Annotated in this window: 14 protein-coding genes; 10 read left to right on the top strand and 4 right to left on the bottom strand. The window is 41.2% G+C overall.

Translation table 11 applies throughout. The features are described from left to right. Positions 1–9 precede the first annotated feature (9 nt). The 4 genes from NQ117_RS03190 (at position 10) to NQ117_RS03175 (ending at position 2,293) form a co-directional block, all read left to right on the top strand. Positions 10–279, top strand: coding sequence for a hypothetical protein (locus tag NQ117_RS03190; RefSeq protein ID WP_258276562.1), 270 nt, complete (start codon positions 10–12; stop codon positions 277–279). Positions 280–629: 350 nt separating this feature from the next. Next, the gene (locus NQ117_RS03185) at positions 630–974 is read left to right on the top strand and encodes a YojF family protein (RefSeq protein ID WP_258276561.1); all 345 of its coding nucleotides are present in this window, start codon (positions 630–632) and stop codon (positions 972–974) included. A gap of 28 nt (positions 975–1,002) precedes the next feature. Further along, entirely contained in the window at positions 1,003–1,653 is a 651-nt protein-coding gene (gene bshB2, locus NQ117_RS03180) for a bacillithiol biosynthesis deacetylase BshB2 (RefSeq protein WP_258276560.1), read from the top strand. Positions 1,654–1,789: 136 nt separating this feature from the next. Then, entirely contained in the window at positions 1,790–2,293 is a 504-nt protein-coding gene (locus tag NQ117_RS03175; protein WP_258276559.1) for a Type 1 glutamine amidotransferase-like domain-containing protein, read from the top strand. A 96-nt stretch (positions 2,294–2,389) separates the two neighbouring features. Here NQ117_RS03175 and NQ117_RS03170 read toward each other — a convergent pair whose 3' ends face one another. From NQ117_RS03170 to NQ117_RS03155, 4 genes are all read right to left on the bottom strand, one after another. Then, on the bottom strand, positions 2,390–3,409 hold the full coding sequence (locus NQ117_RS03170) for a PLP-dependent cysteine synthase family protein (RefSeq protein ID WP_258276558.1): 1,020 nt from the start codon (positions 3,407–3,409) through the stop codon (positions 2,390–2,392). Between the two features lie 29 nt (positions 3,410–3,438). After that, complete coding sequence (locus tag NQ117_RS03165; RefSeq protein ID WP_258276557.1) at positions 3,439–4,290, bottom strand: DMT family transporter; 852 nt, start codon at positions 4,288–4,290, stop codon at positions 3,439–3,441. A gap of 455 nt (positions 4,291–4,745) precedes the next feature. Next, positions 4,746–5,525: an alpha/beta fold hydrolase gene (locus NQ117_RS03160; protein WP_258276556.1), complete on the bottom strand. Its 780-nt coding sequence runs from the start codon at positions 5,523–5,525 to the stop codon at positions 4,746–4,748. A 170-nt stretch (positions 5,526–5,695) separates the two neighbouring features. Continuing rightward, positions 5,696–6,358 (bottom strand): Crp/Fnr family transcriptional regulator, encoded by a 663-nt coding sequence (locus tag NQ117_RS03155; protein WP_258278153.1) that lies wholly within the window; start codon positions 6,356–6,358, stop codon positions 5,696–5,698. A gap of 267 nt (positions 6,359–6,625) precedes the next feature. On the opposite strand from NQ117_RS03155, the gene NQ117_RS03150 reads away from it, so the two are divergent. From NQ117_RS03150 to NQ117_RS03125, 6 genes are all read left to right on the top strand, one after another. Next, on the top strand, positions 6,626–7,531 hold the full coding sequence (locus NQ117_RS03150) for a hypothetical protein (RefSeq protein WP_258276555.1): 906 nt from the start codon (positions 6,626–6,628) through the stop codon (positions 7,529–7,531). Between the two features lie 144 nt (positions 7,532–7,675). Continuing rightward, positions 7,676–8,488, top strand: coding sequence for an alpha/beta fold hydrolase (locus NQ117_RS03145; protein WP_258276554.1), 813 nt, complete (start codon positions 7,676–7,678; stop codon positions 8,486–8,488). Between the two features lie 217 nt (positions 8,489–8,705). Further along, positions 8,706–9,395 carry a response regulator transcription factor gene (locus NQ117_RS03140; RefSeq protein WP_258276553.1) on the top strand — a complete coding sequence of 230 codons (690 nt, stop codon included), beginning with the start codon at positions 8,706–8,708 and terminating at the stop codon, positions 9,393–9,395. 1 nt (position 9,396) lies between these two features. Beyond that, on the top strand, positions 9,397–10,488 hold the full coding sequence (locus NQ117_RS03135) for a sensor histidine kinase (RefSeq protein WP_375163045.1): 1,092 nt from the start codon (positions 9,397–9,399) through the stop codon (positions 10,486–10,488). A 143-nt stretch (positions 10,489–10,631) separates the two neighbouring features. Beyond that, complete coding sequence (locus NQ117_RS03130; RefSeq protein ID WP_258276552.1) at positions 10,632–11,960, top strand: ABC transporter substrate-binding protein; 1,329 nt, start codon at positions 10,632–10,634, stop codon at positions 11,958–11,960. Between the two features lie 71 nt (positions 11,961–12,031). Further along, positions 12,032–12,910: a carbohydrate ABC transporter permease gene (locus NQ117_RS03125; protein WP_258276551.1), complete on the top strand. Its 879-nt coding sequence runs from the start codon at positions 12,032–12,034 to the stop codon at positions 12,908–12,910. Positions 12,911–12,919: the final 9 nt, after the last annotated feature.

Below are 12,919 nucleotides of genomic sequence, written 5' to 3'. Positions count from 1 at the left end.
AAAGATAGGATGATTACTGAAAAGCAATTGGAGTATCTGTTGCAGTTCTATTATGAAGACATGATTGAATCATTTCGGATTATCGATAACAGTTGGGAAGATGAGTATCGATATGTTGCGATCGTTAACACGGTGCAAAATGGCCCGATTGTATTGAAATGCTACAGCAATCCATATACGAGCAATGAGAAAATTGACGGGTGGGCGTACTTAGCTCGTACATATCGTAATAATGGCATACATACGCCAACGTTTTATCGCACACATGATTTTATGTAAAAAAGTTTTGGTGCAGGGAGCTGATCTTCGTTGATTGGCTTCCTTTTTTGCTTTGCTGAGCAAGATGGCGACGATTCACTTATCTGTGTTCATTATGGAGAGAAATAAATAGGAGCGTTGTTTGGAGAACATAATAGTGCTGATGATTATCAATCATGTATGCGTACATGCAAATCCCTATTGGCGTTGCTTTCCCTAAAATGATTAATCATGTAAACTATTATCATAGATAAGTGAATAAAGTTGATTATTGTCGGATGGTGCGACGATAAAATAGAAGAAGGTCTCTTGCCTTCAACGCATTGTCGATGCGATGTGAGGGGCTTTCTGTATGCGAGGGGAGCAAAATCATGCAACTGATACAGCAAGAACGTGTGCAGCAATTGCTGCAATCCTTTCAGAACAAAAAGGTATATCTTCATTTGGAAATGACAACAGGGGCCTATGCTTCTCATCGAGACAAGTCTAAATTGACGGCTTCCGTCTTTACGAAAAATACATCGATTCAATATTCTCATGGAACGATAGCAGGCAATGGTCCGTATCGGATAGGTCTGAAAACGGAAGATGGCTGGGTATATGCGGAAGGATTGACGCACTGGGACGAGCAGGAAGTCAATCAGCTGATCATAGCAGGGCATGATCAACAGGGGAAGCTTATGGTTTGTTTGATGCTCAGTGAATCACCATTTTAAATGGATATGACAGAAGAGGAGACTTCAAATGGAGAGACATCGTCATATTGTCGTTGTGCTGCCGCATCCTGATGACGAAAGCATGATTGCAGGCACATTAGCTGCACATATTCAACAAGGTGCTAAGATGACTTATGTATGTTTAACACTCGGAGAAATGGGACGGAATATGGGGAATCCGGCCTTTGCGAATCGAGTAACATTGCCACAGATCCGCAAGCAGGAGCTCGAAGAGGCTTGCCGACGAATCGGTATTCAAGATGTTCGAATGTGGGGATATCATGATAAAATGGTTGAGTTTGAAGAACAAGGAGAGCTGTCAATAAAAATCGAGCAGCTGCTTTCTGACTTGCAACCATCCCTTGTTTACACGTTCTACCCTGGTCATGGGGTTCATCCGGATCATGATGCGACGGGTGCAGCTGTAATCGAAGCGGTTAAGCGTATGCCGAGTCACAGTCGACCAAAGGTTTATTGTGTGGCAATTACACCAAATCGTAGAAAAGCATTAGGAGCACCTACGATTGTTAATGACATTAGTCATTATGTCGATCAAAAAATACATGCGATTAAGGCACATCAATCCCAATCTCAAATGCTGCTCGAAAGTTTGAAAAAAGAAGATGCGGCGGATACAGGGAAGCATAGCACCGAAGTGTTTTGGGAGTATTCTTTTTAATCAGGTATAGTAAGTCGTAAATATTGAATGAGAAGAAAGAACAGAAATGTTCTTTCTTTTTTTTATCTAAGTAAACCATTTTGCAGGAGTAATAAAGCTTGTAATTGAAGTAGAGCAAGAAGGTTGGCAGCAGTACATGCCCAAATATACAGATCGATTAGAGCAGAATGATATAACCGATTTTGTATATTTTATATTGACTCCTGTGCCATCTGATGAAATGCTTGCGCAGCTTCAATTAGCTTCAGGCATCGTAATTTGCGGAGGAGATACGGAGCTATATCGAGACTATATTGTAGATTCGGAAATTGGTGCATTGATTAGGGCTCGCTATGAAGAAGGCGTTCCGGTTGCGGGTTTTTCAGCAGGTGCTTTGATTAGCCCTCAAGTGTGTGTCATTCCACCGATAGATAATCGTAAAAATGAGCATCTTTTCTTGAAAGGACTAGGTTTAATTGATAACTGTGTCATAAGTGCACACTTTACATTTTGGAATGAAGAACAGAATTTACTCACTGCCATGGAGAAAACCCAACTCTCCCTTGGCTATGGAATCGATGATGCATCTGGTATTTATTTTAAAGATGAGGTCGTTGCAAAGACAGCTGGGCAGATTCATTTTTATTATGCTAATAAATAATCAGAAGCTTGTTATCATTATGTATAGAAATAGAATACAAGAACGCCAGTAGATATACTGGCGTCTTTAGCATAATTGCATTAAAAACTGGATGTATTATGAACTGTAAAGGATATCTCTGTTGGGGGAGAACAATTTCTTTGTATGGATGGTTTTCTGCAGCTGTGCACGATCCAGTAAAGTTATCTCTTTCGAACTAAGCCATTCGTCATCATACAGCTGATCCAAATAATTTGTCCCAGTGTCTGGAATAATAGCCACTGCGGTACTGGCGCTGCTATGATAAAGATAAGAAAGTGCGGAAATAACAGCTAATCCTCCCGATCCACCAATCATCAAACCATGATCGCTGGCTAATAGGCGGCAAGTAGAGATCGCCTCTTGATCACTAGCCATACAGACTTGATCAATGACTGACAAATCTGTATTCTCGGTTCTCCAACTGAGTCCGACCCCATTAATTAAGTACGTATGAAAAGGGTGATTGAAAATAGCAGATCCCTCTACATCGCATGCCACGACTTGTATGTCGGGTTTTGATTCTTTCATAAACCTGCCGATCCCGCACAAATGACCACCTGTACTTACAGCTCCTACAACCGCATCAATCGGCAAGTCGATTATTTCTTGAGCTGTAGTTGCAAAATGAAAGGCAGGGTTGGCGGGGTTGTCATATTGATTCGGCCAGTAAGCATCAGGATATTCGCGCAGCAGCTCCTGAATCCTTCTGTATCGCGTCTTTTGATAGCCACCGTCTTCATCCACTTCTGTTACCATTTCAATCTCTGCACCATAAGCTTTATACCACTTCAACAAACTTGGACTTATTTTCGGATCGACGACAATTAACACCTGAAAATGATATACAGCACCAAGCATCGCTAGCGATTTGCCGAGATTGCCCGAAGTAGATTCGATGACAAGCCCTCCAGGCTTTATTTCTCCTAATTCTAACGCTTGCTTCACGATGCCAAAGGCAGTCCGGTCTTTTACACTGAACGTAGGATTAAAATAATCGAGCTTAAGCAGCAGTTGCTTGCCAACAGGAACCAATTCATCCTCTAGTGCCACAATAGGTGTATTTCCGATACACTCGGTAATATTGCGATAGATCATCAACAATTTCCTCCTAGTCACATCGATCGTTAAAGTCGAGTAAAGACCAAACCTACAAAGAGTACGATTAGTGATATGGCTTGCAACTTGGAAAGGCGTTCCTTATAGATCCAAATGGATAGCAGTGCTACCACAAGGCTGTTCGTTGAAAATATAGGTGCGACAATACTCGCAGGGCCATTGGCTACAGCTATTGCATAAATTTGCATGCCAAGAAAGGAGAATATGCCAGAACCTAATCCCCAGCGGATACCGATCTTCCTTCTTTCACAAGCTACATCCTTGTTCTTGCGCCGTATAATTTCGATGGAGAACCAGATTAGCGCAAAGAAGTAACTAATGAATAAAATCATCGCATTCGGCAGATGCAGCTCTTCCGTTACTTTTAATCCTCCATTGCGCAGAAAGAATAGAAACATGGCAGCAATAACGAGCAAATACCATGTGAGACTGCGTATGCGCAATTTTTCATTGGGATCAATAGGCAGTAACAGTACAGCAAAGACGAGCATTGAGACGCCTAACCATTCGAAAAAGGCCAGCTCTTCTCCATACCACACCATAGATAGCCCAATAGTAAAGATGACATTGCTGTTGACAACAGGAGAGGTAAGACTCGCCGGTCCATGTTCCAGCGCAAACATAAATAGCAGATTACCAATGGCCGTTCCAAATCCGATGATGAGACCCGCTAGTATGACCTCCATATTAAGCAACCAGCTGTCGGTTAGAAGCACCCAAGTAAAAAAGCAGATCGTACCTGATAAATAGAGTCCCCACAACAAATGAGCAGTGGAACCTCGTTTCGAGGAGCTGACTTTCATCATAAAGCCGCCCAGTCCAAACGTAAGTGAACTTAGCAGGGCAAGTGTATACCACATGATTTGTACCTCATTTAACAGCTAGATGATGCTCAATTGAATTCGAGCTCTCTTTCTTTATAGGCAAATGTATCGATTTCTATATCTATATCTATTTTGATCCATGCAACGGTTAGATTTGGAGTCGAATGACTATGAAGGAGAGACGAAAAAGTAGGGAAGTGAACTAAACTAAAAATAATTAGATGATTAAGATTTGTTAGCTAAATGAGCTATAAAGTAGTTCACAGCAATGCGGAAGAATCGTTACAATTGTTATTCCACCTCCTATGTAAACAATCATCAAATCGGTGATGTTAATAAGCTTTTGTTAGAACTAGTACTAACCTTAATGGACAATTGTGTAGAAATTACGTAGAGATAAACAAACTTCTCCATTGAATAAAAAAAGGGAACCCTAAACCACGGGCATGGTTCGGATCCCCTTCATATCGTTATAAGTTGTTACTAGCCAATTAGTCTCTACCAGCTTCCACAAGCTTTTGAGCAAGCACATTCGCATGTGTGTACGCTGTACTAATATGGTCGCCATCGGAAACGATGAGACGATATACGCCCAAGTTGCTCGATTGGCCTGGATGGAAAGCAAAAGGAGCAGGAGGATAAGCGACATCCTCAGTCAGGAACAAATAACTTTTCGGAATTTGCAGGCTGTAGAACTTTTTCAAATCAAGCTTGTGCAGCAATGGTCCAGCTGGTTCTGCTGGAGATGCTTCGTAAATTTGCTTAGCCAGTTCCAGGTTTGCTCTGTTCACGAATGTATCACGGAACAATGGGAACGGCAGTGTAATCGTGTTATTGCCAGATGCTTGGATTAGCCCATGGAATGCCTGTTGTACAGGCGCTGGCATTTGGTCAAGCAAGCTTTCGCCATCTTTCGGAATGAAGGCATCGAAGAAGACTAGTCGCTTCACGCGATCAGACACAAATTCAGCTACTTTTGCAATGACAGTGCCACCGAAGCTGTGACCTACAAGTACGAAATCTTGAATGTTTTCTTGTGTAATATAATCTACAACGGATGAAACGATTTGTTCATGGGTTACATGGGGATCGATATTGTCGCCATGTCCAGCATATTCAGGAGCATAGACCGTATGTCCCGCTTCACGAAGCACAGCAGCTGTATTGTCCCAGAAGCTTGCCTTCGCCCAAGCACCATGGATAAGTACGAATGTCAATTTTTCCTCAGTTGTGTTAACAGTTAATCCAGTTTGAGTTGTTGAATTTGTCATATGAATTACCTCCGCTTTGTATAAGTAGCAATCTCTTGAGACCTATATTAACAAAGTCGCAACCGCTGTTCTGTAACTTGATCACACAGCAGGATATTTTCTTCAGATCATATAAGCTGCGGCTATTTTCACCAAAAGAAAGCGATTTATGCAAATGCGAAAGGGTAAGCTTATTCGACTAACTCAATCAGCTGATCATGTTGAATGTTTGTAATTTGTCCACGCGATAAGCTAATGAGTCCTTCCTTTTCCATTCCTTTGAGAGTCCGGCTAATGACTTCACGGGCAGTACCCAGCTCAATCGCCAAATGGTCGTGGGTAATCGTTAACGTATTATGTTCAGCCGTCGTCTTCTCGAGCAAATATTCGAAAATTCGAATGCGAATGGACTTAAAGACCATGTTATCAATGAGATTAGACATAATGATGAGTCGCTCGGCGAATGATTTGAAAATAAACTGGCGAAAGCTCATATAGGTTCCCATCCATCTTTGAAAAATACGGGCTGGTACGAACAGAACTTTTGTCGGCTTCTCTATGCAAATATTTGCTTCATAAGCGGTTTCACCTAAAATGCTGGATGCCATTAATGGACAACAGCCACCATCGTGTATCCGATAGAGCGTAACTTCTCTCCCGTTTTCGCCTAGCTTGTACATACGAACTGTGCCATGCATAATCAATGCCGCACTTTCTAGAAATTCACCCTCATGAATAATATGATTCGCTGGGAGTGTCACAACGGATATCCCATCTTCATTCCAATCTTCATCGCTAATATCTGCAAGACAGGGGAAGCAAGTAATCGCATCCTTAATCTGTTCCGATTGCATCACGTCGATTCACCTTCTTTACTGTACGTTATGTATCTATTGTACAACCTAAACAACTAACGACAATGATAACAGCCTAATAATATATGTTAGCCTTGACACATCTAGTTTATCACGTTTATACTTTATTTCACAATATACCCCCAAGGGGTATGGGCGAATTATTTTCTTTTCTATCATCATTGCAAGCTGCATCCACCTGTATACAGTAGGTGTTGTGGGCTACACTTATTAAGATGGAAGAGATCAGAAGAGGAGTATACAGCAATGAATTCAGCTATTTCCAAAAAAGAAACGTATATTTCTTATCTCATTGCCATTGCGCTTATTTTGGGCATGGTTGTGGCTTCATTACTATTTAATGATAAAGAAATCATACTACCTGAGATTGCTGCTATGGCAATTGGTGTGTGGGTGTATCGAGAAGCGGGATGGATAAGGCAGCCGTCTAAAATATTTATTGCACCTTCGCTAACAGCCATTATTGGATTCGCCGTTAATCAATTAGACATCACGTACTTAGCTAAAGTTAGTTTGACGCTTGTCCTAATGATGCTCTCATTACGCATTATTCGGTCCAATCTGGCACCGTCAATCGCAACGGGTTTACTGCCGTTAGTAACAAATGCAACGGAATGGTCGTTTGTTATATCCGTATTGGTGTTCACGTTTATACTCATGCTGGGCGTCATTTTATTTGGATTAAATAAAGGCATTGAGAAAAAAGTGAACATCAATTATAAGTACATGTTTGTATTCTTAGTTATTAGCTTCGTGTGGATGGGGCTGTGTACGCTCGCTGGCTATCCGCAGCTTTCTGTTATTCCGCCGATTTTCGTGGTCGTATATGAGTCGCTTCAGAAACCGATGTACAACGAAAAAATGGCCTTTAAACAAGCGCTCGTACTAACCATTTCAGCAACGGTAGGGACCATGCTGTACTATGCAATCGACTCATGGATTATCGTTACGATTCTGGATATCATCTGCATGCTAATTTTGCTGCGTATTGTCGGTATTCGTGTTCCTGCGGTATTTGCCTTCCCGCTGCTTCCTTTTGTTTTCCCAGAAGAGGTTGTAGCTATATTGCCGTTAGTCGCGCTTATTGCATCTGTCATCTTATTTGGAATGGTGTTGGCGTACAAGAAGTGGGAGTTGAAACGAATACATTAACTTTGTTAGGTAGATGCTTTGAGAAAAGTGTCTACCTAACTTTTTTTATACATAGCGTACAAACCGTTAAACATATATCCTTCAATAGGGCGTTCTGTGACGCAGTTAGTCTAATTTTGGACAGCAAAAATAGGAGGGTATATCATGTATATTGAAGTTGAAAAAGGTATACATGTTTTTGTTGAAGATATTAACCCAGGAGGAACAAATAACAAAACGATATTTTTCGTGCATGGCTGGCCGCTTAATCATAACATGTTTCAATATCAGTACAACGTACTGCCGCAGCATGGCATTCGCTGTGTCAGTATGGATATTCGAGGGAATGGTCAATCCGACAAGCCATGGGGAGGCTACACGTTTGATCGATTAGCAGACGACATCGCTGTTGTGCTTGAGACCTTGAAGCTGGAAAATATTACGCTGCTTGGTTTTTCCGTAGGCGGAGCAATAACCATTCGCTATATGTCCCGATATAAAGGGCGGCGTGTATCAAAATTGGCGTTGGTCGATGCGGTATCTCCGTCATTTGTGAAGGATGCTGATTCTCCTTATGGAGTTCCAAAGGAACAAGCAGATGCACTTATCAGTCAAATGTACGTGAACCTACCTGTTTTTCTTGATGGTCTTGCTCCCACATTCTTTAATCGGAATTTAGGGAATGCTACGAATGATTGGTTTGTGAGTATGGCTTTAGACTCTGCTTCGTACGCTCTTATTAAATTATTACAAGCAGCCGCTAATGAAAATGTCGAAAAAGACCTAAGTCAAATTCAAGTGCCTACCGCAATTTTTCATGGTGTTCATGATCAACTGATCCCGTACAAGAGTGCTGAATTGACGAATCAACGGATTAAGGGCTCTAAGCTTTTTCCATTGACGAATAGTGGACACGGCGCACCAATCTGTCAAGCAGATGAACTGAATAAGCTGCTCGTTAGCTTTGTTAATTCATAAAGCGGAGTGTTGGTTTGTGGTATGATGGAACTTAATAAAGTGAAGCAAATAGGGGCCAGAGTATATCTCAGGCTCTATTTGTTTTGTAGGAACATCCATGCAGCAGCATCCTGATTCGCCCACGAACATTCAATTATTAAAAATCTGTACTTTCAATTTGGGCACATAGGTCTGCTATAATGGTGACGATGTTAACTTCGTATAGGAGATGAATCAATTGAAGCGTATAACTATTCTAATAGCGGATGACGAAGCAGAGATTGCAGAGTTAATTGCGCTGCACATAAAGAAAGAGGGCTATCACCCCATAATCGTGTCCGACGGAAAGGAAGCTATCCAAGCGGTTCAGACAAATTCGATTGATCTGGCCATTTTGGATATTATGATGCCTGAAATGGACGGTTATGAGGCTACGCGTTGTATTCGCGAACTGAACTCTATGCCTATTATTTTTCTGAGTGCGAAAGCAACGGATCTGGATAAGATTACAGGCTTGGTAAGAGGAGCAGATGACTATGTTACGAAGCCGTTCAATCCGATGGAACTGATTGCTCGTGTAAATGCTCAGCTGAGACGTTCCATGCAGTTAAATCAACAAGCACCTGTGAGTAAGCCTGTGTTAGAGTTCGGGGGATTAACAATTTCGTATGATCAGCGTACGGTCTCCCTTTATGGCAATAACATTGAACTTACTCCGAAAGAATTTGATATTTTATATTTGCTAGCCAGCTCTCCCAAGAAAGTGTATCCTACCGAGCTTATTTTTCAACAGGTGTGGGGTGAAGCCTATTTTGAAGGTGGGAACACCGTGATGGTGCATATCCGTACCCTGCGCAAAAAGTTGGGAGAAGATAAGAATACATTTATTAAAACGATTTGGGGAGTAGGTTATACATTCAATGGCTAAGATGAAGATGGTCCAAAGCTTTCGTGCTAAAATGATTATGATTTTTGGCTTGAGTTTACTGTGCTCCAGTATCGTTACTTATGCTATCTATAAAGTATTTCAGTTATATTATCGTACGGCAGTAAAATTTGAAAGTCCACTTAAGGACGTTCGTTTTTGGATTAGGGAAATTGGAGATATTAACTTTTTCTTGATTTTCTTTATTCCTCTATCGATTTTCTTTTTCTTTCTTCTGACGAAGCGCTATGCTGATTACTTCAATCAAATATCGGATGGCATTCATCATCTTGCGAACGGTGACTTCAATTATCGTGTCCAGCTCGCAAGCAATGATGAGTTCGGCGCTATTGCTGCGGATATTAACGTAGCTAGTGAAAAATTGCAGGAAGCCGTTAAGCGAGGCGACTTGGAAGAAAGAAGTAAAGAACAATTGGTACTGAATTTAGCACATGATTTACGTACACCGCTTACTTCGGTATTAGGCTATTTGGACTTTATACTGAAGGATGAGCAGCTTACTGCCGAACAGACGAGACATTATACAACGATTGCTTACACGAAGTCGAAGCGGTTGGAGAAGCTGATTGACGAGCTATTTGGCATTACGAAAATGAATTACGGTATGGTTTCGATGGAGCATCAAACTTTTGATTTGAGTGAGCTGCTGAATCAGTTAAATGAAGAATTATATCCGATGTTTGAAAGCAACCATCTTGTTTCAAGACTTCGGGTGACCCCAGATTTAACAATTCGAGGGGATGGAGAGCTGCTAGCTCGTGTGTTTGAAAATTTGTTGACCAATGCCATTCGCTATGGGAATGAGGGTCAATTTGTAGATATAAACGGCTATGTGGACGAAAATGAAATTGTAGTAACGGTTGTGAACTATGGTTCTCAGATTGAACCGGAAGATTTGCCGCATCTGTTCGATATGTTCTATATAGGAGACAAAGCACGCTCGCATCAAGAAGGTAGTACAGGCCTAGGCTTATTTATTGCGAAAAATATTGTAGAGCAGCATAAAGGTACCATATCTGCTGAGAGTAATGTCGTTCGTACAAAGTTTGAAGTGAGGCTGCCACGACTTCAGTAATTTACCATACTTTAAGAAAAACTTTATTTTTACCCTACTTCTTTTTAAAAAGTTTTCTTTATCCTTTCTGTATGAAAGGCATGAAGATACTGAGATGAAGAAGTAGGGTTTTTTGTTGTTACTTATGAACTGAAGGAGTGTACATGAAAATGAAAAAGAAGCCATTCGCACTTATTGCGAGCTGCGTACTGCTTGCAACAATGACTGCATGCGGTGCTGGAGACAGTGGAGGACCGAAGCCTAAGTCGGCTGAGGGGAAGACAATTGTTACTTTCTCTATAAAAGAATCAAATCCGTTTTATCAAGTGGTAGAGAAGAAATTTGAAGCGAAATATCCGGACATTGACTTGCAAATTCAAGCTTATAAGCAGATGGGAGAAAAGTGGAAGTCAGACGAGCATAGGCAGTACACAAAAACGAAAAACACGGAATTTTTAGCTGGAAAAGGTGCTGATGTTATTGAAATAGGCAGCTTGCCTGTTGATGAGTACATAAACAAAAATCTGTTAGTAAATATGAGTGATTTGTTGGAAAAGGACAATTCAATAAACAAAAGTGACCTTCAAATGAATGTGTTGAATGCTAAAAAGATCAATGATGGCCTCTATACAATGCCCTATTCATTTTCGCTTAGGACATTCGTAGGTGACGGTAACGCTTTGAAAAATGTAAGTATCGATGATAAGAGCTGGACTTGGCAGCAATTCATTGACCTTTCGAAGAACTTGATTGGGCAGGCTGGCAAGGATGAAAAGCTTTATGCTAGGGCTGCTGTTCCAAAAGATTTTATCCTATATGAACTCGTAATCGATAGCTACAATGATCTTGTAGATCGTACGAATAAAAAAGCTAATTTTGATTCTCCCTTATTTGTAGATATGATGCATCAAGTTAAAAAGATGTACGACGATGGCATCATGACAGAGGAAGCGGCGAAGCCTGGCAAGGAGTTGTTTAGTTACATGGATATAAGGTCGCCGATTGATTTTGTTCATGTGATATATCCGTCTTTCAACAATCCTAAGTTGCTCCATAAACCTCATGCTGAAGGTCAATCGGGTGGGCCCAGATTTTTTACGGCGGAGGAGCTTGGGATTAAGTCCAGCAGTAAGGTCAAAGATGAGGCGTGGACGTTTATTTCCTTCTTATTGTCAGAAGAAGTACAATCGCTACCAGAACGACAAGGTTTTTCATTACTTATGCCGCTCAATGATAAGAAGTTAGACGAGATTCAGGAGCAGGTGAAAAGCGGTACGTTCCCGCCTCTGGACGGCAAGGCAGTTGAAGTACCAGACGAAGCTTTGGCTCAGTTCAAGCAGTTCGCTCGAGAAACGAGTGCCGCTTCAACATGGGATGTAGAGATAACGAACATTGTGTATGAAGAATCAGTCGCCTTTTTCGCCAAGCAAAAATCTGCTGAGGAAGTAGCTAAGCTCGTTCAAAATCGAGTGACGACGTTTTTGAACGAGTAGCGTAATCATGGTTTTAGATTAGATGGGATTCATTTCGAGAAGTCATTCGTTTCTTAGAAGGAAGAACAATCATGAATATAAGGTTGAGAAAATGGTCTCGTAGGGACACCGCTGCAGCGTTATTGTTCCTAGCTCCAAGTGTAATTGGATTTACACTATTTTATTTGGTTCCATTTCTGATGGGTATTTACTATTCGTTTATAGACAATTCAGTCAGTGGACAATTCGTTGGACTGCATAATTACAAGGAGCTGCTTGACAGCGGCTCCTTCCGTAAAGCAGCATCCAATACATTTTATTTCACTGCTATTAGTGTTCCGCTAATGCTCGTGCTGTCGTTAACACTTGCTTTGCTGCTCAATCAACAGCTATACCTTCGCAACTGGTTAAGAACCGTCTACGTACTGCCGCTTGTTGTTCCTGTAGCGTCCATTATTCTTATTTGGCAAATGCTGTTTGACTGGAATGGTTCTCTTAACGCTTGGTTGGATTACTTTGGTGTGGATCGAGTAGATTGGATGAAGACAGACGCAGCTCGTAATGTTGTCATTATCGTGTATTTATGGAAGAACATTGGTTATAACATCATTTTGTTCTTAGCTGGCCTGCAGCAAATACCAAAGGATTATTATGAGACTGCGCAAGTAGAAGGGGCAGGGCGGCTGCGCCAATTTCGCAGTATTACGCTTGTATATTTGACTCCGATGACCTCATTTATTGTATTGATGTCGATCATTAATTCATTCAAAGTGTATCGGGAAACGTATTTGATTGCAGGTGACTATCCACATGACAGTATTTATATGCTGCAGCATTTCATGAACAACATGTTTATGTCGCTCGATATTCAGAAGCTAATGGCGGCGGCTGTGATGATGGTTGGCTGTATTCTGGTTATTGTATTGGTGTTATTTGCGTTAGAACGCCGTTTCCAGAAGTCAATGGAATAAGGGCGGGAG

Origin of the sequence: Paenibacillus sp. SC116 (assembly GCF_024733555.1) — a bacterium.
Classification (GTDB): domain Bacteria; phylum Bacillota; class Bacilli; order Paenibacillales; family Paenibacillaceae; genus Paenibacillus_B.
This window is presented reverse-complemented; position numbering and strand designations above follow the sequence as displayed.